Source organism: Streptomyces sp. NBC_00203 (assembly GCF_045206325.1).
In the GTDB taxonomy this organism is placed as follows: domain Bacteria; phylum Actinomycetota; class Actinomycetes; order Streptomycetales; family Streptomycetaceae; genus Streptomyces; species Streptomyces lutosisoli.
Map to the genome: position 1 here is coordinate 2743876 of NZ_CP108126.1, position 23503 is coordinate 2767378.

The window sequence follows — 23503 nt, forward strand, 5'->3', positions numbered from 1 at the left end:
CCAGGCCCGGCTGTCCGCCGCGTCACCGGACGGCTGCCCGGCGGTACGCCCAGGTCGCCAGGGCCAGCGAGGCCACTCCGACACCGGCACAGACGGCCAGGTCACCGAGGACGGCGGCCCAGTCGGGATGCGCCCCGAACGTGCGCGCGAAGGCCTCGACGCCATAGGTCGACGGCAGCAGATCACGGGCGTACTGCACGACGGGCGGCATCCGGTCCCCCGGCAGCACCCCCAGCAGCAGCGCCGCCGACATACCCAGCTGCCCGAGCAGCGTGGCGAGTTCGGGCCGCGGCGCGAGCAGCCCGAAAGCGGCCCCCAGCCCGGCGAGGGCGGCGCCCGCGAGCGGGATGACCGCGGCGAGCACCCACAGGTGCGCCAGCGGCAGCCCGAAGAGCACACACCCGAAGACGGCGGTGACGACGGCCCCGGGCACGGTGAAGGACGCGTACGCGCCCGCCGCGCCGAGCACCACGGCGGCCGGCGGCACCGGCAGCGTCGCGTAGTGGTCGAGCCCTCCGCTGGCCCGCAGCTGCCCGAAGTACTGGGCGAGGAGGTTGAGGGCGACGAAGGCGACCACCAGGACCGTCGACCCGGCCACCACGGCGCGTGCCTCGCCGCCGCCGTCCGTCACACCCCGCATCATGATCATGATGCCGACGGACTGGAAGGTGGCCACGAACAGCAGCGGGATCCGCGCGACGCGCGCCCGGGAGAGCTGCGCCCGGTACACGGCGGCCAGCGACGGCCACAGCCGCGCACGCGGCCCCAGCTCCGCGGCATCGCCGGCGTCCTCCGCCGCAGGCAGCGCACTGCCCGGCAGAACTCCAGCGGGTACGACACTCACGTCGCGCTGCTCCCCTTCACTCCGGCAGCCGTCCTGTTCCCAACGCCCGCAGCCTCCCACGGGTTCCGTACATCCGCGGCTCCCGCCTCCCGTACGGTTCCCGGGCCCCTCGTGCTCACGCCTTCACCAGCCCCTGGGTATTGCCTCCGAGCGCGAGGTACACGTCCTCCAGGCTCGGCGTGGCCAGTGTGAAGTCGTCGAGGGCGGCGAAGGCGGCGCCTCCGGTGACCGTGGCGACGGCCGCGCGGGCCTCCTCGGGGGCGAGCCGCAGGGTCCAGCGGCGGCCCGACTCGACGGCGCGGGCGCGCAGCGCGGCGACCTCGGGGACGTCGAGCGGAGCACTCTCGCGCCAGACGAGCTCGACCCGTACCTCGCCCGCGACCCGCTCCTTCAGCCCGGCCGGGGTGTCGCAGGCGATGACGCGGCCCTTGTCGAGGACGGCGACCCGGTCGAGGACGGTCTCGGCCTCGATGACGTTGTGGGTGACCAGCAGGACGGTCGTACCGCGTTCGGCCCGGCGCCGGTCGATGGCGGCCCAGACGGCTCGGCGGGCGAGGGGGTCCATACCGGTGGTCGGCTCGTCGAGGACGAGCAGCGGCCGCTCCCCCACGAGCGCGGCGGCGACGCAGGCGAGCCGCCGCTCCCCGCCGGAGAGCTTCTTCAGTACGCGGGAGGCGAGTCGCGCGAGGCCCAGTTCGTCGAGTACGGCGTCCCGCTCGGCCCGCGCCTCACGAAGCTCCAGCCCGCGCAGCCGCCCGGTCGTCTCCGCGGCGAGCGACACGGTCAGTTCGTCGAGGGCGGTGGACTCCTGCCCGAGGTACGCGAGAATCCGCGCCGCCCGCTCAGGGTGACGCACGATGTCGTGCCCAAGAATCTCGACGCTGCCGCTGTCGGGCCGCATGAGCCCGGTCAGCTGCCGCACGAGAGTGGACTTACCGGCACCGTTCGGCCCGAGCAGCCCGAAGATCTCACCGCGCCGAATATCCAGACGCACCCCGTCGACGGCCCGCACCTCAGGCGTACCCGGAGTCCCACGCCGTCCCCGCACAGCCCGATAGGTCTTGCTCAGCGCGCGCACCGAGCACACGACATCGCCCCTGTGCCCATCCCGGACTGCCCCTGCCGTGCGCGTACTCACGAAGGACGAGCCTACGGGGTCCGATGCCCCGTTATGCGCCCGGGGGCTGATGGAGCGCCCCGTAAGGGGCGCGGGGAACTGCGCGACCAGCCCCCACCGCCCCGCCGCCAAATTCCCACCGGGGCACAGGGGCGCAGCCCCGTGCCTTCAGGGGCGCGAGGCTGTGACATTGTGCGGCTCCGCCGCGTGGGCGCGAGCAACCCCCACCGCCCCGCAGCCGAAACACGACCGAACGGGGTCTGAGGCGTCTCACTCCCCCACAGGCGCATGCTCCGCCGCCGTACGCACATCGATCTCCCGCCAGAACCCCGCCCGAATCGCATACCGATCATGCTCATCGATCTGGTCGTCCTTGTGCGCGAGCAGCCCGAAACGAGCCGCATACCGCAGCAGCTCCCCGTCCACCCGATGCGGAATCCGCGGATACATCGTGGACAGCTTCGGCAAATGGCTCTGGTCGGTGAGCCGCTCCATCCACCGCCGCGCGAACACCTGTCCCACCTCGTACGGATCGCCACCCACCGTGGTGATGTCCTCCTCCCGGTCCGCCCACCGCTGCTCGGCGGAGGTGAGCTGGGCGAGGGTGGGCAGCGCGGCGGCCTCCGCTGACTCCGTGGCGCCCCCGGGCCGCTCGACCCACCCCTTGTCCGAGGACCAGCGCAGCGTCGCGCTGGCGGGGTGCTGGGCGGCCTGTGTGCCCGGTCCGCGCAGCGCGGCCAGATCCTTGGGAGTGGGGACGCCCTTGGGCGTGGGCACGCGCTCCTCGGTGCCGTTGGGCGACTCGGCCACCGAGTGGTGTTCCGTCTCCGGCGCGGGCCGCTCCGCCGCCGCGGTGAGCGCCGACTCGGGCAGCGGCGCGGACAGGATCGCGGCGATCTCGGGGCGCGGCGCGGGCGGCGGCGCGCAGATCCCGCCGAGCTCCTTGGCGCGTACGGCCTTGGTGATCCAGGCCCGGTCGAGCACGCGCCGCTCGTCGGCCTCGGCCACCAGGTCCTCGGACTGGTTGTAGTCGCCGTCCGCGGCCTGCACGGCCCACAGGTGTACGGCGACCCCGTGCTCCTTGGCGGCCATCATGCCCGGCAGCAGATCCCCGTCGCCGGTCACCAGGACCACGTCGGAGCAGGCACGGTTGCGCGCCAGCTCGGTCAGCTCGGCGTGCATGGCGGCGTCGACGCCCTTCTGCGCCCACCGCCCGTCGCTACGGGTCAGCGCGCCCAGGCGCACTGTCACGCGCGGCATCACGCGCAGCCTGCGGTGCTCCGGCTGCGGTACACGGTCGGGGGCGCCGTCGAACCAGTAGATGCGCAGCAGGGGCCGCTCCGTGTCGGACTCGGCGCGCTCGCGCAGGCCCTGGATGAGGGCGGCGTGGTCGACGGTGATCCGGGAGCGGGAGGAATCCCCGGCGAGAAGACTGGCAGCAGCCCCGAGCAGATACCCGGCGTCCACCAGGACGATGCAGCGGTCCACTCGATCCACCCTCTTTCCGGGAGGTTTGCTTCGGGCTTCCTTCGAGTCTGCCCGACCGCGCGGAGGTTAACGGCCGGAACTCGATCTTCGGCGTGGCGTATCGAGAGAACACTCCCCGACAGGGCTTATTACGCACGGTAATTCTCCGAAATGCGCCGCTTGTCAGCCTATGTGAATCTGGTCGCGGCCCTGGCCCCTAGATCCCCCTCAGGAGGCAGATCCCCATGGCCAAGAACAAGAACCGCAAGCAGGGCACCCAGCAGGACCGCTCCTCGCAGGCCGAGCGTGCGCAGGAGCAGGCGCAGCGTTCTTCGGCGGAGGCACAGCAGTCGCCGATGTCGCAGGCGCAGGGCAGCCCGGCGGATGTTGCCCGTAAGCACCAGAAGCGCTTCGGCCACAACTGAGGCCACGCGCAGGGCTGTTGAAGCCCGACCGGGCTATTGAAGCCCAGGCACACACCGAGGGGCGCATCCCATCGCGGATGCGCCCCTCGCGTACTTCAGTTGACGTGTGCCGGCCCGCCCCGTCTCAGGCCGTGCCGCCCCGTCTTTGGCCGCCCTGTCTCAGCCCGCCAGGCAGGACGGGCCCAGCAGCACCTTCAAATCACCGAAGAGCGCCGGATCCGGCTTCACGCGGTGCCGGTCGAGCCGCAGCACCGTCGTCTTGCTCGGGCCCTGGAGCCTGATGCGGACCTCGCTCTCGCCCTTGTGGTGGCTGAGGATCTCACCGAGGCGGCTGACCATGGGCGGGGTGACCTTGAGCGCCGGGATGGTGAGGATCACGGGTGCGTTGGTGCCCGCGTTCGACAGGTCCGGGACCTGGAGCTCCATCGCGACGAGCCGCGGCACGTCCTCGCGCTTGTCGAGGCGGCCCTTGACGAACACGACGGCGTCCTCGACGAGTTGCGTCGACACCAGCTGGTACGTCGCCGGGAAGAACATGCACTCGATGGAGCCCGCGAGGTCCTCCACCGTGGCGATGGCCCAGGCGTTGCCCTGCTTGGTCATCTTGCGCTGGAGGCCCGAGATGATGCCGCCGATGGTGACCACCGCGCCGTCCGCGTGCTCACCTCCGGTGAGCTGGGAGATGCCCGCGTCGGCCTTGTCGGACAGGACGTGCTCCAGGCCGAAGAGCGGGTGGTCGGAGACGTACAGACCGAGCATCTCCCGCTCCTGGGCGAGCAGATAGGCCTTGTCCCACTCATCGGTGGTGAACTCCACGTCGAGCCCGAAGCCGGGCTCGCTGGTCTCCTCCTCGCCCATCCCTCCGAAGAGGTCGAACTGGCCCTCGGCCTCCTTGCGCTTGACCGCCACCACGTTGTCGATCATCGGCTCGAACTGCGCGGTGAGGCCCTTGCGGGTGTGCCCCATCGTGTCGAACGCGCCGGCCTTGATCAGCGATTCCGTGGTGCGCTTGTTGCAGGCGACCGCCTCGACCTTGTCGAGGTAGTCCGGGAAGGAGGCGTACTTCCCCTTGGCCTTGCGGCTCTTGATGATCGACTCGACGACGTTCGTACCGACGTTGCGGACGGCGGAGAGGCCGAAGAGGATCACGTCGTCGCCCTGGGCGGCGAAGTTCTGCTCCGACTCGTTGACGTTGGGCGGCAGCACCTTGATGCCCATGCGCCGGCACTCGTTCAGATAGATCGCGGACTTGTCCTTGTCGTCCTTGACCGAGGTGAGCAGACCCGCCATGTACTCGGCCGGGAAGTTCGCCTTCAGGTAGGCGGTCCAGTACGAGACCAGTCCGTACGCGGCCGAGTGCGCCTTGTTGAACGCGTAGCCGGCGAAGGGGACCAGTACGTCCCACAGGCCCTGGATCGCCTCGTCGCTGTAGCCGTTCTTCTTGGCGCCGGCCTGGAAGATGGTGAAGTTCTTCGCCAGTTCGTCGGGCTTCTTCTTGCCCATCACGCGGCGCAGGATGTCGGCCTCGCCGAGCGAGTACCCGGCGATGATCTGGGCGGCCTTCTGTACCTGCTCCTGGTAGACGATCAGGCCGTAGGTGACCGCCAGGACCTCTTCGAGGGGCTCTTCGAGCTCCTTGTGGATCGGCGTGATCTCCTGCAGCTTGTTCTTGCGCAGGGCGTAGTTCGTGTGCGAGTCCATGCCCATGGGGCCGGGACGGTAGAGCGCCGAGACGGCGGAGATGTCTTCGAAGTTGTCGGGCTTCATCAGGCGCAGCAGCGAGCGCATGGGGCCGCCGTCGAACTGGAAGACGCCGAGGGTGTCGCCGCGCTGGAGCAGTTCGAAGGTCTGCGGGTCGTCGAGCGGCAGGGCCAGCAGGTCGAGGTCGATGCCCTTGTTGGCCTTCACCATCTTGACGGCGTCGTCCATGATGGTCAGGTTGCGCAGACCCAGGAAGTCCATCTTCAGCAGGCCGAGCGACTCGCACTGCGGGTAGTCCCACTGCGTGATGGTCACGCCGTCCGTGTGCCGCACCCAGATGGGGGCGTGGTCGACGATGGGCTCGCTGGACATGATGACGCCGGCGGCGTGCACACCCATCTGACGGACCAGGCCCTCGACGCCCTTGGCGGTGTCGATGACCTTCTTCACGTCCGGCTCGTTCTCGTACATCGCCCGGATCTCGCCGGCCTCGCCGTAGCGCGGGTGCGAGGGGTCGGTGATGCCGCTGAGGTCGATGCCCTTGCCGAGGACGTCGGCGGGCATGGCCTTGGTGAGCCGGTCGCCCATGGCGTACGGGTAGCCCAGCACGCGCGCGGAGTCCTTGATGGCGTTCTTCGCCTTGATCTTGCCGTACGTGCCGATCATGGCGACCTTGTCGGCGCCGTACTTCTCCGTCACATACCTGATCACTTCGACGCGCCGACGCTCGTCGAAGTCGATGTCGACGTCGGGCATGGAGACGCGCTCGGGGTTGAGGAACCGCTCGAAGATCAGGCCGTGCGGGATCGGGTCGAGGTCGGTGATACCCATGGCGTACGCGACGATCGAACCGGCCGCGGAACCACGGCCCGGGCCCACCGCGATGCCCTGCTTCTTGGCCCACATGATGAAGTCGGCGACGACGAGGAAGTACCCCGGGAACCCCATCTGGATGATGACGTCCATCTCGTACTCGACCTGCTTCTGACGGTCGTCGGGGATGCCGCCGGGGAAGCGGCGCTCCATGCCGAGGCGGACCTCCTCCTTGAACCAGGTGACCTCGGTGAACCCCTCGGGGATGTCGAACTTCGGCATGAGGTTCTTCGCCTCGAACATGCCGGTGGTGTCGATCTGCTCGGCGACCAGGAGGGTGTTGGCGCAGCCCTCCTGCCAGGCGTCCGAGGAGTCGATGGCGTACATCTCGTCCGTGGACTTCAGGTAGTAGCCGGTGCCGTCGAAGCGGAAGCGGTCCGGGTCGGAGAGGTTCTTGCCGGTCTGGATGCACAGCAGGGCGTCGTGGGCGGTCGCCTCGTTCGCGTACGTGTAGTGCGAGTCGTTCGTCACCAGGGGCGGGATGCCGAGCTTCTTGCCGATCTCCAGCAGGCCGTCGCGGACCCGGCGCTCGATCTCGATGCCGTGGTCCATCAGCTCCAGGAAGTAGCGGTCCTTGCCGAAGATGTCCTGGTACTCGGCGGCCGCCTTCAGTGCCTCGTCGTACTGGCCGAGGCGCAGCCGGGTCTGGAGCTCTCCGGAGGGGCAGCCGGTGGAGGCGATGAGCCCCTCCGACCACTGGGAGATCGTCTCCTTGTCCATGCGCGGCCACTTCTGGAGCCAGCCCTCGGCGTACGCGTCCGAGGAGAGCCGGAAGAGGTTGTGCAGGCCCGTCCTGTTGGCCGCCCAGATCGTCTTGTGCGTATAACCACCCGAACCGGACACGTCGTCGCGCTTCTGGTGGGGCTGACCCCACTGGATCTTGCGCTTGTTGCGCCGGGACTCCGGAGCGACATACGCCTCGATGCCGATGATCGGCGTGACGCCCGCCTTCTTCGCCGTGTGGAAGAAGTCATACGCCCCGTGGAGGTTGCCATGGTCGCTCATGGCGATGTGGGTCATGCCCATCTCATTGCAGGCATTGAACATGTCCTTGAGCCGCGCGGCACCGTCCAGCAGCGAGTACTGGGTATGGACGTGCAGGTGCGTGAACGGCGGCTTTGACACGGCTTCGGCCTCCAAGAAGAACGATCGGCGACAGGCTGCGGACAGTCTGGGGGGACAGCGTCGAAGTCTATGACGCGGGACTGACACTCTGCGGGCGATCAGCCGTACCTTCGTGCGGGGTACCCGGGCACTCCCGCGTACCTTCGTCCGTTGGAAGTGGACGGACCAGCCGTCCGGGGGGACGGCGTGTCCGTCCTGCCAAATCACCGCACCACCTGCACCAGGAGGCACCCCGCGATGTCGGTTCCGCAGCTCAGCGCCGAGCAACGCGGCGAGCAGATCCTCGCCGTCTTCGACACCGCCTTCGGCGAGCTCCTGGCCGCCGACCCGGCCGCGTTCCGCGTGAAATTCCGCAAGATGGCGGCCTCCGCCTTCGCGTTCTACCGGGGCACGGCGGGCCTCTTCTACCACGACCTCGACCAAGAGAGGCGGGGCGGACCGTACCTCGACGAGCGGACCTCCCGGGTCTGGATCCACGGCGACCTGCACGCCGAGAACTTCGGCACGTACATGGACGCCCAGGGCCGCCTGATCTTCAATGTGAACGACTTCGACGAGGCGTACGTCGGCCCCTTCACCTGGGACCTCAAGCGCTTTGCGGCCTCCGTGGCGCTCATCGGGTACGCGAAGGCGCTCAGCGACGAGCAGATCACCGAGCTGGTCACGGTGTACGCGGGCGCGTACCGCGAGCGCATCCACGCCCTCGCCACCGGCGCCAAGAGCGACGAGGTACCGCCCTTCACCCTGGACACCGCCGAGGGCCCGCTCCTGGACGCGCTGCGCGACGCCCGCTCGCTGACCCGCTTCGGGCTGCTCGACTCGATGACCGAGATCCGTGACTTCGAGCGCCGCTTCGCGCCCGGCGGCGGCTCCATCGAGCTGGACGCGGCCACCCGCTACAAGGTGCTCGCGGCGTTCGACGGCTACCTGGAGACGCTGCCGGAGTCCTCCCTGGACCGCCCGGACTCGTACCGCGTGAAGGACGTCGTGGGCCGCCGCGGCATCGGCATCGGCTCGGCCGGCCTGCCGTCGTACAACATCCTTCTGGAGGGCAACAGCGACGCCCTGGAGAACGATGTCGTGATCTACATCAAGCAGGCCCAGACCCCGGCCGTCTCCCGGCACATCACGGACTCCTCGATCCGCGAGTACTTCCAGCACGAGGGCCACCGCACGGTGATCTCCCAGCGCGCCCTCCAGGCGCACGCCGACCCGTGGCTGGGCTGGACCGAGCTGGACGGCGCCGGGCAGCTGGTCGCCGAGGTGTCGCCGTACGCGGTGGACCTGGACTGGGGCGACATCGACGACCCGGAGGAGATCGCCTCGGTCGTCGCGGACCTCGGCCGGGCCACGGCCACGATGCACGCGGCGGCGGACGACGAGAGTGGCCACTCGGAGCTGGTGCCGTTCTCCACGGAGCGGGCCATCGACGCGGCGATCGCGGCCGACGAGGACGGCTTCGCGGGCCTCCTGGTGGACTTCGCGCACAGCTACGGCGCACGCGCGCGTGCCGATCACCAGATCTTCGTGGATCTCTTCCGCAACGGCCGGATCCCTGGCCTGTAGAGACACACCTGTAGAGACACAGACGTCCGTACGGCGCTGCCGGCCCTCCGGTAGCGGTCCCACAACGCTCCCGTAACGCACAGGAACCCTTTAGGGGTCTCTTACGGGAGCGCGTGGGAGACTCTCCTCCGCTATGGACATATCCGGGACCCAGCTCAGAGCCGTGCGCGCGGCGCTGTTCACGGCCTTCGTCGTGACGCTCTCCACCGCGTCGCACGTGCTGCTGTCCCGGGTCCCGCTGCCGCTGAGCACCGTGGCCGCGATCGCCGCCGCCGTCTTCGTCATCGCGTACGCGCTGGCCGGCCGTGAGCGCGGCTTCGGGCGGATCGCGGCCCTGCTGATCCCGCTGGAGCTGGCCGCCGACACCGTGTTCACCACGGGGCAGCACGTCTGTTACGGCAGGGCGGGCGGCCCGGTCGCGGGCCCGCTGCGCTCGGTCGGCTTCGACCTCCTGTGCGGCGGCGGCACTGTCGGCACCCCGCTGGCCCGCGTGACCGGCGGCAGCACCGACCGCGCGGCCGCCCTGCTCGCGCACGCCGACCCGGCCGCCGCCTGGCTGCTGCTCGGCGCGCACGTCGGTGTCGGGCTCCTCGCGGCGGCCTGGCTGCGCCGCGGCGAGCGGGCCCTGGACCAGCTGCTGCGCGCGGTGGCCGCGGCCACCTTCCGGCCGCTGCTGATCGCGGTCGCCGCGGTGACCGTACGGCTCGCTCCGGTCCGCCGGCTGCCGCGCACCACGCGCCGGGCGGCCACCGCCCGTACGCGCCTGTTCGTGCACTCCCTGGGACGGCGTGGACCGCCGTGTTCTGTCGCTTTCGCGTAAGCAAGTCCGCCTGAGCGACGTCATCTGAGCACCAGCAGTCCCCCTTACGTATCCCGCGTACGGCATGTGCGCGTCCCACATGGAGATCACCAATATGAGCCAGCGGAACAGCAAGGCCGCGAAGACGGCAGCCCGTGAGCGCCTGCGCGAGGAGCGCGAGCGCCAGGCCAAGCGCGACAAGGTCAAGCGGCAGGTCATCGTCGCCTGCTCCGCCGTCGGCGTCCTCGCGATAGCCGGCGGCATCGGCTACGCCGTGGTGCAGAACAACAAGCCGACCTACTGGGAGGCGGCCAAGAACGACAAGCTCGTCAAGCCGGCCAACACCACCGGCACCAACGGCACGACGGTCGTCGTCGGCAAGAGCACCGCCAAGAAGACCCTCGTGGAGTACGAGGACCCGCGCTGCCCGATCTGCGCCCAGTTCGAGCAGACCGTCGGCGCGACCGTGAAGAAGGACCTCGACGCCGGCAAGTACAAGATCCAGTACATCGGCGCCACGTTCATCGACAACAACGGCGCGGGCGAGGGGTCCAAGAACGCGCTCAGCGCCCTCGGCGCCGCCCTGAACGTGAGCCCCGAGGCCTTCTTCGAGTACAAGAGCGCGCTCTACTCGACGAAGTACCACCCGGAGGAGACGGACGACAAGTTCAAGAGCGACGCCTACCTGATCAAGGTCGCGAACACCGTGTCCGCTCTGAAGAACAACACGGCGTTCCAGAAGGCCGTGAAGGACGGCACCTACGACAAGTGGGCGCTCACCATGTCCGACAAGTTCAACAACAGCGGTGTGACCGGCACACCGACCTTCAAGATGGACGGCAAGACGCTGACCGCCTCGGACGGCAACGCCCCGATGACGGTCGCGGACTTCACCACGGCGATCGACGCGGCGCTGAAGGCCTGAGCCACCGGCACCCCCTGACGGGCGCGTTGGGCGACCAGCTCTCGAAGAGCGGGCGAACTTTTGCCAGTTCGCCCGCTCTTGGCTTGTACTGATCGGTAACCTCATCGCCCGTGACCAGTCGATACAGATCTTCCGAGCCGCACAACGTTCCGGGCGCCGTCAACTCCCGCGCCCCGCGCCGCCGTACGGTCGTCAAGGCCGCGGCCGCCACCGCCGTCCTCGCCGCTCCGCTCGCGGCCGCGCTGCCCGCCCGTGCCGCCACCGAGGCACCGGCCTTCCTGCACGGCGTCGCCTCCGGTGACCCGCTGCCCGAGGGCGTCCTGCTGTGGACCCGGGTGACACCCACCTCCGAGGCGATACCCGGTTCCGGGATCGGCCCGGACACCGAGGTCAGCTGGACCGTCGCCAAGGACAAGGCGTTCAGCACGATCGTCACCAAGGGCTCCACCACCGCGTCGGCCGCCTCCGACCACACCGTCAAGGCGGACATCCGCGGTCTGGAACCGGCCACCGACTACTGGTTCCGCTTCTCCGCCGGGGGCACCGACTCCCCCGTCGCCCGCACCCGCACCGCCCCGGCCGCCGACGCCGCCGTGACCGGTCTGCGCTTCGGTGTGGTCTCCTGCGCCAACTGGGAGGCCGGCTACTTCTCCCCGTACCGCCACCTGGCCGCGCGCGGCGACCTGGACGCCTGGCTGCACCTGGGCGACTACATCTACGAGTACAAGTCCGGCGAGTACGCGGCGCGCGGGACGGTCGTACGGCCGCACGCCCCTGCGGGCGAGATCCTCACCCTCGCCGACTACCGCACCCGGCACGGCCGTTACAAGACCGACCCGGACCTCCAGTCCCTGCACCACAAGGCGCCCGTCGTCGCGATCTGGGACGACCACGAGTTCGCCGACAACGCCTGGTCGGGCGGCGCGGTCAACCACACCGAGGGCGCCGAGGGCACCTGGACGGCCCGCCAGGCCGCCGCGAAGCAGGCCTACTTCGAGTGGATGCCGGTGCGTCCCGCGATCGAGGGCACCACCTACCGCCGGCTGCGCTTCGGCAAGCTCGCCGACCTCTCCCTGCTCGACCTGCGGTCCTTCCGCTCGCAGCAGGCGTCCACCGCGAGCGGCTCGGTCGACGACCCGGACCGCACGATCACCGGCCGGGTCCAGCTCGACTGGCTCAAGGCCGGGCTCAAGGCCTCCGACACCAGCTGGCGCCTGGTCGGCAACTCGGTGATGATCTCGCCGTTCTCGGTGGGCTCGCTCCCCGCCGACCTGCTCAAGCCGCTCGCCAAGCTGCTCGGACTGCCGCAGGAGGGCATCGCCCTCAACACCGACCAGTGGGACGGCTACACGGACGACCGCCGCGAACTGCTCGCGCATCTGCGCTCCAACGCCATCCGCAACACGGTCTTCCTGACCGGCGACATCCACATGGCCTGGGCGAACGATGTGCCGGTCGACGCCGGTACGTACCCGCTGTCCGCCTCCGCCGCCACGGAGTTCGTCGTCACCTCGGTCACCTCCGACAACCTCGACGACATCGTCAAGGTCCCGGAAGGCACCGTCTCCGCCGTGGCCTCGCCGATCATCCGCGCGGCCAACCGGCACGTCCACTGGGTCGACACCGACCGCCACGGCTACGGCGTCCTGGACATCACCGCCGACCGCGCGCAGATGGACTACTACGTGCTCTCCGACCGCACGGACCCGAACGCGACCTCGTCCTGGGTCCGTTCGTACCGCACGCGCAGCGGCACGCAGAAGGTGGAGCGGACGTACGACCCGGTGTGACGCCACGACCGGTGTGAGGCCACGACCCGGTGTGACGCCAGAGCGGCACCTCCCGGAGCCTCCGGCCTCCCGGCGGCGGCTCTACAGGCTGTCGAGGAAGCCGAGCGCCACCTTCCAGGTGGCCTCGGCCGCCTCGCCGTCGTAGTCGGGCAGGTCGGGGTCGGTGTAGAGATGGCCGGCGCCGGCATACCGGTAGATCTCCACATCGGCCCCGGTTCTCCGCATCTGCAGATACCAGGAGCTCAGCCAGTCGTCCGTCTCGAACGCGTCGGGCTCGGCGACATGCAGCTGGACCGGCAGCTCGTCCACCGACGCGTTCTGAGCGATGTCCGACGTGCCGTGCAGGAGCAGCAGCCCGCGGGCCTTCTCGTCGCCCAGGGCCAGGGTCTGCGCGATGGAGGCGCCGAGCGAGAATCCCGCGTACACCAGGCCGCGCTCGGAGTAGGGCGCGGCGGCCAGGACCGCGCGCTTGAGGAGCTCGTCCTTGCCGATCTCCTCGTTGAAGGTCATGCCCTCCTCCACGGTCTCGAAGGTGCGCCCCTCGAAGAGGTCAGGCGTCCACACCTCGTGTCCCGCGGCGCGCAGGCGGTCCGCCGCCGCGCGCACCGCGGGCCGCAGCCCGTAGGTCGAGTGAAAGAGCATGATGTTCATGAGCCCCATGGTGCCAGCCGGCACTGACAACGCTGGGCCGGGACCGCACGGCCGTGCCCGAAGCAGATCTTCGGGCCGGGACCACATGTTCATGACGGCCCCTGGCCGGATACGGTCGGAGGCATGGAGAACGTACTGCGCCCGCTGATCGTCATCGGTGGCTCGGTCGTGCTCACGCTGCTCGTCGGGTGGGTCGTGGACCGCCTGCTGCGACGGGCCGACGACCGGCACCACGAGGCCACCCCGCTGTGGGGCCTGCTCCGCCGCGCCCGTGTCCCCTTCCAGCTCGTGCTGTTCGCGGCCCTGCTGAGAGGCTCCTACGACCGGGCGAAGCTCCTGACGGACCACCGGATCGGCGTCGGCCGGTTCCTGACGCTGCTCCTCATCGGGTCCGTCGCGTGGCTGTTGGTACGCATCGCGACGGCGGTCGTCGAGACCTCCTACACCCGCTACGCGACCGCCCACCGCGACCCGGCGCGGGTCCGCCGGGTGCGCACACAGGTGACGCTGATCCAGCGCGTGGTGTCCGCGATCGTCGCCGTGGTGGCGGTCGCGTCGATGCTGCTCACCTTCCCCGCGATGCGCGCCGCCGGTGCCTCGCTGCTGGCCTCGGCCGGCATCCTCGGCATCGTCGCCGGTGTCGCCGCACAGTCCACGCTCGCCAACCTCTTCGCCGGGTTGCAGATCGCCTTCGGCGACATGGTCCGCCTCGGCGACACAGTCGTGGTGGACGGCGAGTGGGGCACGGTCGAGGAGATCACGCTGACGTTCCTGACGGTACGGACGTGGGACGAGCGCCGGATCACCATGCCGGTCTCGTACTTCACCTCGAAACCCTTCGAGAACTGGTCGCGCGGCAGCGTCCAGATGACCGGCATCGTCTTCTTCCACGTCGACCACTCCGCGCCCGTGGAAGCGATGCGCGAGCAGCTGCGCGACATCCTGCGCGAGTGCCCGGCCTGGGACGGCCGTAACTTCGGCCTGGCCGTCACGGACTCGACGCCCAACACCATGCAGGTACGCGCCCTGGTCACCGCGAAGGACCCGGACGACATCTGGACGGTACGGGTCACGGTCCGCGAGCGGATGATCCACTGGCTGACCGAGGAGCACCCCTACGCACTCCCCCGCGTCAACACGGCGGACGCGGTGCTGCCGCCGGGCAGTACATCGCGTGCGGAGCGCGGCGATTCCGACGGGGCGGACGGGGCGGCAGCGCGTCCGGATCACGGCCGCACCGCACACGAACCACCACGGACGGGCCCCGGCCGCGGTTGAGACCGTCAGACCGATCCACGGACCGCCGGGCGCAGACGGCGAGAAACCCCTACGGGAAACGTGCACTCGTCACGAAACCGGAAACGGGCAGTACGCGGGCGGGAGATCACCGCAGGCTCCGCACGTCGAGATGCCGAAGCACCCTGTCCACGATCTCCGGATCCGCCCCCGGCTCACTCCGCGCGGACAGCACCTCATGCCGAGCCGCGCTCATCATCTCCGCCTGAATCCGCCGCATCCGCTTCATCCGCCGAGCCCGCTGCACAGATGCCTCGCGCCGCTCCTCGTCCCCCATGTCGGGACTGATCCGCACCCCGATGTCGAAGGCTCTGCGCAGCAGCTGCTCGGACACCTCCTCCGGCAGCTCCTCCACCTGCTCGATCTCCCGCAGTCTCCGCTTCGCGGCCTTCGCCGCACGGATCGCCAGCTCCTTCTCGAAGGCCTTCTCGACGTCGGTGTCGGCCCGCACCCCGAGCTTCCTGACCAGCCACGGCAGCGTGAGCCCCTGGAGCACCAGCGTCGCCATGATCACCCCGAACGCGATGAACACGATCTCGTCCCGGTCGGGGAACGGCGACCCGTCGTCCATCTCCAGCGGAATCGCCAGCGCCAGGGCGACGGAGGCGACCCCTCGCATCCCCGACCACCACATCACCACGGTCTCCCGCCATGACGTCGGAATCTCCTCGTCGTAGTCCCGCTTGGCGTGCAGCCGTTTCGTCAGCCACGTCGCCGGCAGCAGCCACACCAGCCGTACGAGCACGACGACAACGACGATCGCGGCGGCCCAGCCCAGCATCTCGCCCCAGCGCCCGGCCGCCGTCCGGATCGCGTTGTGCAGCTCAAGACCGATGAGCCCGAAGGCGACCCCGGTGACGAGCGTGTCCACCACGTCCCACACGGTCGACCCGGCGAGCCGGGTCATGACGTCGTCGGCGTCGGTGGCGTACTCCGCCAGGAACAGCGCGGTGGTGAGCACGGCGAGCACTCCGGACCCGTGCAGCTCCTCGGCCAGGACGTACGAGGCGTACGGCACCAGCAGCGTCATCCCGATCTGCAGCGTGGCGTCGCCGAGCAGGTCCATCACCTTGTTCGCGGCCCAGCCGAGCGCGAGCCCGACGACGACGGCGACGACGGCGGACAGCACGAGGTCCAGCCCGGCGCCCCAGGGCGAGAAGGTGCCGCTGACGGCGGCGGCGATCGCGACGTGATAGAGCACGATGGCCGTCACGTCGTTGAAGAGCCCCTCCCCCTCCAGGATCGACACCAGCCGGCGCGGCAGTCCGAGCTGTCCCGCGACGGCGGTCGCGGCGACCGGGTCGGGCGGCGCCACGAGCGCGCCGAGCGCCACGGCGGCGGCGATCGGCAGCCCCGGCACGATCGCGCTCGCGACGGCGGCCACGGCGAAGGTGGTGACGAACACCAGCGCCACGGCGAGGAGGAAGATCGGCCGTTTGTTGGCCGCGAACTGCCGCCAGGACGTGCGCCGCACCGCCGCGTACAGCAACGGCGGCAGCAGCAGGGGCAGGATCAGCTCGGGCGGGATGCTCACGTTCGGCACGAAGTCGGCCACCGCGAGGACGATCCCGAGGAGCGTCATCAGCACCGGCGCCGGCAGACCGAACCGGTCTCCGAGCGGGACGCTCACCACGGCCCCGAGCAGCAGCACGAACAGCAGGGCCAACTGATCCACGGTCAGCGCTCCGGCGAGGTCTAGGCGATCAAGGAAAAGCCAGACCTCAAGCCTGCCACGCGCCTACGACAATCCCCGCAATCCCCGCGTACAGGGCTTACAGGGCTTTGCGCATCGCCCGGTGCGGCATCCCGGCGTCCGGGAACTCCGCCCCGTACGCCACGTACCCGAGCCGCTCGTAGAACCCCAGCGCCTGCGTCTGCGCGTGCAGGTCCACCGCGGCCAGTCCACGCGCGCGTGCCGCGTCCTCGATGGCGCCCACCAGCGCGGCGCCGACGCCGAGCCCGCGCGCCACCTTCGTCACGGCGAGCCGCCCGAGCGAGCCGACCGTCAGGTCACCGTCGGTCTTCGAGGCTGCGGCCTCGCCGGACAGGAGCCGCCCGGTGCCCAGCGGCACCCCGTCCTCCCGCACGGCCAGCACATGCAGGGCACCGGCGTCGTAGGCGTCGTACTCAAGGTCTTCGGGTACGCCCTGTTCGCGGACGAAGACCTCCTTGCGCACCGCGAAGCAGGCCTCGCGGTCGGTGGCGTCCTCGGCCACCCGCAGCACGTACGCGTCGCTCACGCGTTGCTCTCCTCGCGGACCTTGTCGAGCGCCTTCTGCAGGTCCTCGGGGTAGTCGCTGGCGAACTCCGCCCACTGCCCGTCGCCGGGGTGCTCGAAGCCGAGCCGCACCGCGTGCAGCCACTGCCGGGTGAGGCCGAGCCGCTTGGCGATCGTCGGGTCCGCGCCGTAGGTCAGGTCGCCCACGCAGGGGTGCCGGTGGGCGGCCATGTGGACGCGGATCTGGTGGGTGCGCCCGGTCTCCAGCTTGATGTCGAGCAGGCTGGCCGCGCGGAACGCCTCGATCAGGTCGTAGTGCGTGACGGACGGCTTGCCCTCGGCCGTGACCGCCCACTTGTAGTCGTGGTTCGGATGCCGGCCGATGGGCGCGTCGATGGTGCCGCTCATCGGGTCGGGGTGTCCCTGGACCAGCGAGTGGTAACGCTTGTCGACCGTGCGTTCCTTGAACTGCCGCTTCAGCGAGGTGTACGCGCGCTCCGACTTGGCCACGACCATCAGTCCGGAGGTGCCGACATCCAGCCGGTGCACGATGCCCTGGCGCTCGGCGGCACCCGAGGTCGAGATCCGGTACCCGGCCGCCGCGAGTCCGCCGATCACCGTCGGACCGGTCCAGCCGGGGCTCGGGTGGGCGGCCACACCGACCGGCTTGACGATCACGACGATGTCGTCGTCGTCGTGCACGATCTCCATGCCCTCGACGGGCTCGGCGACGATCTGCACGGGCGCGGGCGCCTGCGGCATCTCCACCTCGAGCCAGGCGCCGCCATGCACCCGCTCGGACTTTCCGACCACCGAGCCGTCGACCGTGACCTTCCCCGCCGCGGCGAGCTCGGCGGCCTTCGTGCGGGAGAAGCCGAACATGCGGGAGATGGCGGCGTCGACGCGCTCGCCCTCCAGGCCGTCGGGCACGGGCAGGTTACGGATCTCGGGAATCGTGCTCACCCGTCGAGTATGCCGGACGGGTCCGACACCGCCTGACCACGTCCCGAACATCAGTGCCCGTGGAGACTCCCCGGACGGCCTCGTACGTCAGTCGTCAGGGACCCCGTGAGCCCTTGCGGACCCGGGGTCCCTGGGAGCCCGTCAGTCCTTGTGGACCGTGCCGTCCGGGTCCAGCCCGCGGAAGGACAGCAGCACGATCAGGATGCCGCCGCAGACGATCGCCGAGTCGGCCAGGTTGAAGACCGCGAAGTGCTTGGGCGCGATGAAGTCGACGACCGCGCCCTCGAAGACGCCCGGCGAGCGGAAGATCCGGTCGGTCAGGTTGCCGAGCGCGCCGCCCAGCAGCAGGCCCAGCGCGATCGCCCAGGGCAGGCTGTAGAGCTTGCGGGCGAGCCGGGCGATGACCACGATCACGGCGGCGGCGATCACCGTGAAGATGATCGTGAAGGCCTCGCCGAAGCCGAAGGCCGCGCCCGCGTTGCGGATCGCCTCGAACTTCAGCCAGTCCCCGACGATCTCGATCGGCGCGTGGTGCTCCAGCTTCGCGACCACGATCATCTTGCTGACGAGGTCGAGGGCGTACGCCAGGGCCGCGACCGAGAACAGGACGGCGATCCTGCGCCTGCCCTTGGGCCGCTCGTCCGTAGCCGACTCGCCCGAGGCGGACCGGTCGCCCGACGCCGCGTTCTCGTCGGACTGCTCCGGCTCGGCCCCCGCCGCCCCTGGGATGTCCGGCGTACCGATGATGCGCTCCGCCTCTGTCACGTGAGTGAGTCCCTCGACCTAGGTTCCTGACTGAGGACGAGGGTACGGCACACCCTCTGGGGCCCATGTGCTCAGGAGCCCTCCCGCGCCGTTCAGTAGCGGCGTTCCTGCTTCTGCTTGCACTCGACGCACAGGGTGGCCCGCGGGAAGGCCTGCATCCGCGCCTTGCCGATGGGGTTGCCGCAGTTCTCGCAGAGCCCGTACGTGCCCGCGTCCAGGCGCTCCAGCGCGCGCTCGGTCTGCTCCAGCATCTCGCGCGCGTTGGCCGCGAGGGCCATCTCGTGCTCGCGCGTGATGTTCTTCGTGCCCGTGTCCGCCTGGTCGTCGCCCGCGCCGTCACCGGAGTCGCGCATCAGACCCACGAGCGCCTCCTCCGACGACGAGATCTCGGTGCTCAGCCGCAGCGCCTCCGACTGCAGCTCCGCGCGCGCCTCCGCGACCTCTTCCGGGGTCCAGGGGTCCTCACCGGGGCGCACCGCGAGCTCGCCGGGCTCCGCCGCCGCGATCCGCGCCTTGGGGAGAGGGGTGGGCTTCTTCGCCGCCGTGGCCGTGCCAGGAGTCTTCTTCGCAACCACCGTCGTGGCTCCCGTCGTCTTCGCGGCCTGGGCCGCGCCCTCGGCCGCGGAAGCGACCGCCTTCTTGGCCGTACTGGTGCTCTTCTTGGCTGCGGTTTTCTTCCCGGCCGCCTTCTTGGCCACCGCCTTTGTCGCCGCTGCCGCGGTCTTCTTCACGGTGGCCTTCTTCGTGGCCGCCTTCGAAGCCGCCGTCTCCGTGGATGCCGTTTTCGAAGCCGCCGCCTTCGTGGACGCCGCCTTCCTCGCCGCCGTCTCCGTAGACGCCGTTTTGGCCGTCGCGGCCTTGCTGGTGGCCGTCTTCGTGGTCGCCGTCTTCGTGGTCGCCGCTTTCTTGGTCGCGGTCTTCGTGGTGGCCGTTTTCTTCGTCGCCGCCTTGGTCACCGCCTTGGTCGCCGTCCTGGAAGCCGTCTTCACCGGCTTGACCGCGTCCGTCGCGGGAGCCCCCTGCGTGGTCTTCTTCCCACCCACATCCTTGGCCGCCGGACCCGTGGATCTGCCGGACGCCGACTGCTGTACGGCGGTCTTCTTCGCCACCATGGCCGCGGCCCCTTCACATATTGTGATCTTGCGCGCGAATCGTGCTGGGACGATAAATCGACTTCCGGCCCGCGGCAACGGGGCACGCCAACGATTCGCCCGCCCCGCGGGTCCCGCGGGACAAGCCTGCATGCGTTGTGCCCAGCTCCCCGCCCGGTAATCCGCATGGCCCGGCGTCCCAGGATCCGGACGCCCGCACCTCGCCATTCGGGTCACCGCGCAGGCCACCGGGACACCCCGGAAAACCGGTCGGCCGCTGTCCCCGAGGCGCCGTACACTGGGCGGAGCGAGAAGCGTGGATGGGGACGAGTAGCGGCGTACGCAGCCAGGAGCGACCCGGGGACGGTGGAAGCCCGGGGGCGAGCGCGACGCGAAGATCACCCCGGAGCCGCCGGAAGAAAGCCGCAGCCGAGAAGCAGCGGCCGGTAGACCCGGCATCGCGACCCCAATGAGGGGGCTCACTGGTGCACACCGAGCACCGGGGAGCCAAGGAGGGTGGTACCGCGGGAGCGCGCCGCAGACGGCGTCCGCAGCAGCTACTGAGTAGCAGCACAGGCTCTCGTCCCTCCGACGGAAGGCAGTAAGTCCGCCGGAGGAAGCTCGCCGATGAAACCGCCGCAGTACCGCCAGGTGCCCGCCCAGGTCGACCTGCCCGCCCTCGAGCACGCCGTGCTCGACTTCTGGCGCGAGCAGAAGATCTTCGCCAAGAGCCTTGAGCAGTCCGAGGGCCGCCCCGAGTGGGTGTTCTACGAGGGCCCGCCCACCGCCAACGGCATGCCGGGCGCCCACCACATCGAGGCCCGCGTCTTCAAGGACGTCTTCCCCCGCTTCCGCACCATGCGGGGCTACCACGTGGCCCGCAAGGCCGGCTGGGACTGCCACGGCCTCCCCGTGGAGCTCGCGGTCGAGAAGGAACTCGGCTTCACCACCAAGCAGGACATCGAGACGTACGGCATCGCCGAGTTCAACGCCAAGTGCCGCGACTCCGTGACCCGCCACACGGACGCCTTCACCGAGCTGACGACCCGCATGGGCTACTGGGTCGACCTGGACGACGCGTACCGCACCATGGACCCCGAGTACGTGGAGTCCGTGTGGTGGTCGCTCAAGGAGATCTTCAACAAGGGTCTGCTGGTCCAGGACTACCGCGTCGCCCCGTGGTGTCCGCGCGACGAGACGGGTCTGTCGGACCACGAGCTCGCGCAGGGCTACGAGACGATCGTCGACCCGTCCGTGTACGTCCGTTTCCCGCTCACCTCCGGTCCGCTGGCCGGTCAGGCCGCACTTCTGGTGTGGACGACGACCCCTTGGACGCTGGTCTCCAACACCGCGGTCGCCGCGCACCCCGAGGTCACCTACGTCGTCGCGACGAACGGTGAGGAGAAGCTCGTCGTCGCCGCGCCGCTCGTCGAGAAGGCGCTCGGCGAGGGCTGGGAGACCACCGGCGAGTCCTTCACCGGCGCCGAGATGGAGCGCTGGTCGTATCAACGTCCGTTCGAGCTCGTCGAGTTCCCGGAGCCCGCGCACTACGTGGTGAACGCCGAGTACGTGACGACCGAGGACGGTACGGGTCTGGTCCACCAGTCCCCCGCCTTCGGCGAGGACGACCTCAAGGTCTGCCGCGCGTACGGCCTGCCGGTGGTGAACCCCGTCCGCACGGACGGCACCTTCGCGGAGGACGTCCCCCTCGTGGGCGGTGTCTTCTTCAAGAAGGCGGACGAAAAGCTCACCGAGGACCTCCAGAACCGCGGCCTGCTCCTCAAGCACGTTCCGTACGAGCACAGCTACCCGCACTGCTGGCGCTGCCACACCGCGCTCCTCTACTACGCGCAGCCGTCCTGGTACATCCGCACCACGGCCATCAAGGACCGCCTCCTCCAGGAGAACGAGAAGACCAACTGGTTCCCGGACTCGGTCAAGCACGGCCGCTTCGGCGACTGGCTGAACAACAACATCGACTGGGCGCTGTCCCGCAGCCGCTACTGGGGCACCCCGCTCCCGCTGTGGACCTGCGAGGAGGGCCACCTCACCTGCGTCGGCTCCCGCGCCGAGCTCACGGAGCTGACCGGCACCGACCAGTCGAACCTGGACCCGCACCGCCCGTTCATCGACGAGGTCACCTTCGCGTGCCCCCAGGACGGCTGCGGACAGACGGCGACGCGCGTACCGGAGGTCATCGACGCCTGGTACGACTCGGGTTCGATGCCGTTCGCGCAGTGGGGCTACCCGTACAAGAACAAGGAGCTGTTCGAGAGCCGCTACCCGGCACAGTTCATCTCCGAGGCCATCGACCAGACGCGCGGCTGGTTCTACACCCTCATGGCCGTCGGCACGCTGGTCTTCGACAAGTCCTCGTACGAGAACGTGGTCTGCCTCGGCCACATCCTCGCCGAGGACGGCCGCAAGATGTCCAAGCACCTCGGCAACATCCTGCAGCCGATCCCGCTGATGGACCAGCACGGCGCTGACGCGGTGCGGTGGTTCATGGCGGCCGGCGGCTCCCCGTGGGCGGCCCGCCGTGTGGGTCACGGCACCATCCAGGAGGTCGTCCGCAAGACGCTCCTCACGTACTGGAACACGGTCGCCTTCCAGGCCCTGTACGCCCGCACGTCCAACTGGGCGCCCAGCGAGGCCGATCCGGCCCCGGCGGACCGCCCGGTCCTCGACCGCTGGCTGCTCTCCGAGCTGCACGCGCTCACCGACCAGGTGACGCAGGCTCTCGAGGCGTACGACACCCAGCGCGCCGGAAAGCTCCTCTCGGCGTTCGTCGACGACCTGTCCAACTGGTACGTGCGCCGCTCGCGCCGCCGCTTCTGGCAGGGCGACAAGGCCGCGCTGCGCACGCTGCACGAGGTCGTGGAGACCGTCACGCGCCTGATGGCCCCGCTGACCCCGTTCATCACCGAGCGGGTCTGGCAGGACCTGGTGGTGCCGGTGACGCCGGACGCCCCCGAGTCCGTACACCTGACGTCGTGGCCGGAGGCGGACCTGTCCGTCATCGACCCGGAGCTGTCGAAGCAGATGGTGCTCGTACGCCGTCTCGTGGAGCTCGGCCGCGCCACGCGCGCGGAGTCGGGCGTCAAGACCCGCCAGCCGCTGTCCCGCGCGCTGGTCGGCGCGGTGGGCTTCGAGACGCTCGACCGCGAGCTGCACGCGCAGATCACAGAGGAGCTGAATGTGAGCTCCCTCGCCTCACTCTCCGAGGTGGGCGGCTCGCTGGTCGACACCACGGCCAAGGCGAACTTCCGCGCGCTCGGCAAGCGCTTCGGCAAGGGCGTCCAGGCGGTCGCGAAGGCCATCGCCGAGACGGACGCGGCGGCGCTGTCGCTGGCCCTGCGCGAGGGCACGGCGTCGGTCGGGGTGGACGGCGAGACGGTGACGCTGGCCCCGGACGAGGTCATCATCACGGAGACCCCGCGCGAGGGCTGGTCGGTGGCGTCCGACTCCGGTGCCACGGTCGCCCTCGACCTGGAGATCACCGAGGAGCTGCGCCGGGCGGGCCTCGCCCGTGACGCGATCCGGCTGATCCAGGAGGCCCGCAAGAACAGCGGCCTCGACGTGGCCGACCGCATCGCGCTCCGCTGGACCTCCACGGACCCGGCCGTCGTCGCCGCCCTGTCCGAGCACTCGCCCCTCATCGCCGACGAGGTCCTCGCCACGGACTTCGCCCAGGGTGAGGCCGACGACACGTACGGTGACCCATTCACGGACGAGTCCCTGTCCCTGACGTTCCGCCTCCGCAAGGCCTAGCCGCCCCTACCCGTCCATCAGCGCAGTTCCCCGCGCCCCCTTTTTAGGGGCGCGGGGAACTGCGCAATCTTTTGGACCAGCCCCCACCCACCCGCACCCGAAGAACCCCCGAAGGC

At 69.9% G+C, this 23503-nt stretch carries 17 protein-coding genes; 7 read left to right on the forward strand and 10 right to left on the reverse strand.

Annotation, left to right across the window (positions count from 1 at the left end; all coding sequences use genetic code 11):
- Positions 1–22: 22 nt before the first annotated feature.
- The 3 genes from OG975_RS12625 to OG975_RS12635 form a co-directional block, all read right to left on the reverse strand.
- Entirely contained in the window at positions 23–844 is an 822-nt protein-coding gene (locus tag OG975_RS12625) for an ABC transporter permease (protein ID WP_406329205.1), read from the reverse strand.
- 115 nt (positions 845–959) lie between these two features.
- On the reverse strand, positions 960–1982 hold the full coding sequence (locus OG975_RS12630; protein WP_406329206.1) for an ABC transporter ATP-binding protein: 1023 nt from the start codon (positions 1980–1982) through the stop codon (positions 960–962).
- Positions 1983–2231: 249 nt separating this feature from the next.
- Complete coding sequence (locus tag OG975_RS12635) at positions 2232–3449, reverse strand: NYN domain-containing protein (RefSeq protein WP_406329207.1); 1218 nt, start codon at positions 3447–3449, stop codon at positions 2232–2234.
- Between the two features lie 224 nt (positions 3450–3673).
- On the opposite strand from OG975_RS12635, the gene OG975_RS12640 reads away from it, so the two are divergent.
- Positions 3674–3853, forward strand: a complete 180-nt coding sequence (locus OG975_RS12640) for a hypothetical protein (RefSeq protein WP_330303903.1) — start codon at positions 3674–3676, stop codon at positions 3851–3853.
- A 159-nt stretch (positions 3854–4012) separates the two neighbouring features.
- Here OG975_RS12640 and dnaE read toward each other — a convergent pair whose 3' ends face one another.
- Positions 4013–7552: a DNA polymerase III subunit alpha gene (gene dnaE, locus OG975_RS12645; RefSeq protein WP_406329208.1), complete on the reverse strand. Its 3540-nt coding sequence runs from the start codon at positions 7550–7552 to the stop codon at positions 4013–4015.
- Between the two features lie 237 nt (positions 7553–7789).
- On the opposite strand from dnaE, the gene OG975_RS12650 reads away from it, so the two are divergent.
- The 4 genes from OG975_RS12650 to OG975_RS12665 all read left to right on the forward strand — a co-directional run bounded on the left by OG975_RS12650 (position 7790) and on the right by OG975_RS12665 (position 12632).
- The gene (locus OG975_RS12650; RefSeq protein WP_406329209.1) at positions 7790–9118 is read left to right on the forward strand and encodes a DUF2252 domain-containing protein; all 1329 of its coding nucleotides are present in this window, start codon (positions 7790–7792) and stop codon (positions 9116–9118) included.
- A gap of 133 nt (positions 9119–9251) precedes the next feature.
- Complete coding sequence (locus OG975_RS12655; protein ID WP_406329210.1) at positions 9252–9938, forward strand: hypothetical protein; 687 nt, start codon at positions 9252–9254, stop codon at positions 9936–9938.
- A 94-nt stretch (positions 9939–10032) separates the two neighbouring features.
- A complete protein-coding gene (locus OG975_RS12660; RefSeq protein ID WP_406329211.1) occupies positions 10033–10842 on the forward strand; it encodes a thioredoxin domain-containing protein in 810 nt (269 codons plus the stop codon).
- A gap of 110 nt (positions 10843–10952) precedes the next feature.
- A complete protein-coding gene (locus OG975_RS12665) occupies positions 10953–12632 on the forward strand; it encodes an alkaline phosphatase D family protein (RefSeq protein ID WP_406329212.1) in 1680 nt (559 codons plus the stop codon).
- Positions 12633–12713: 81 nt separating this feature from the next.
- Here the strand turns inward: OG975_RS12665 and OG975_RS12670 are convergent, their stop codons facing one another.
- Positions 12714–13283, reverse strand: coding sequence for a dienelactone hydrolase family protein (locus OG975_RS12670; protein WP_330303909.1), 570 nt, complete (start codon positions 13281–13283; stop codon positions 12714–12716).
- A 123-nt stretch (positions 13284–13406) separates the two neighbouring features.
- Here OG975_RS12670 and OG975_RS12675 point away from each other — a divergent pair, with 123 nt between their 5' ends.
- On the forward strand, positions 13407–14561 hold the full coding sequence (locus OG975_RS12675; RefSeq protein WP_406329213.1) for a mechanosensitive ion channel family protein: 1155 nt from the start codon (positions 13407–13409) through the stop codon (positions 14559–14561).
- A 106-nt stretch (positions 14562–14667) separates the two neighbouring features.
- Here the strand turns inward: OG975_RS12675 and OG975_RS12680 are convergent, their stop codons facing one another.
- From OG975_RS12680 to OG975_RS12700, 5 genes are all read right to left on the reverse strand, one after another.
- Positions 14668–16254 (reverse strand): Na+/H+ antiporter, encoded by a 1587-nt coding sequence (locus OG975_RS12680; RefSeq protein ID WP_406329214.1) that lies wholly within the window; start codon positions 16252–16254, stop codon positions 14668–14670.
- 97 nt (positions 16255–16351) lie between these two features.
- Positions 16352–16819: a GNAT family N-acetyltransferase gene (locus OG975_RS12685; protein WP_406329215.1), complete on the reverse strand. Its 468-nt coding sequence runs from the start codon at positions 16817–16819 to the stop codon at positions 16352–16354.
- Positions 16816–17760, reverse strand: coding sequence for an RluA family pseudouridine synthase (locus OG975_RS12690; protein WP_327428032.1), 945 nt, complete (start codon positions 17758–17760; stop codon positions 16816–16818). Before OG975_RS12690 ends, OG975_RS12685 begins: the two co-directional genes overlap by 4 nt.
- A gap of 141 nt (positions 17761–17901) precedes the next feature.
- Positions 17902–18525 carry a signal peptidase II gene (gene lspA / locus OG975_RS12695; RefSeq protein ID WP_406329216.1) on the reverse strand — a complete coding sequence of 208 codons (624 nt, stop codon included), beginning with the start codon at positions 18523–18525 and terminating at the stop codon, positions 17902–17904.
- A gap of 92 nt (positions 18526–18617) precedes the next feature.
- Positions 18618–19637 (reverse strand): TraR/DksA family transcriptional regulator, encoded by a 1020-nt coding sequence (locus OG975_RS12700; protein ID WP_406329217.1) that lies wholly within the window; start codon positions 19635–19637, stop codon positions 18618–18620.
- 606 nt (positions 19638–20243) lie between these two features.
- On the opposite strand from OG975_RS12700, the gene ileS reads away from it, so the two are divergent.
- On the forward strand, positions 20244–23387 hold the full coding sequence (ileS, locus tag OG975_RS12705; protein ID WP_406329218.1) for an isoleucine--tRNA ligase: 3144 nt from the start codon (positions 20244–20246) through the stop codon (positions 23385–23387).
- Positions 23388–23503: the final 116 nt, after the last annotated feature.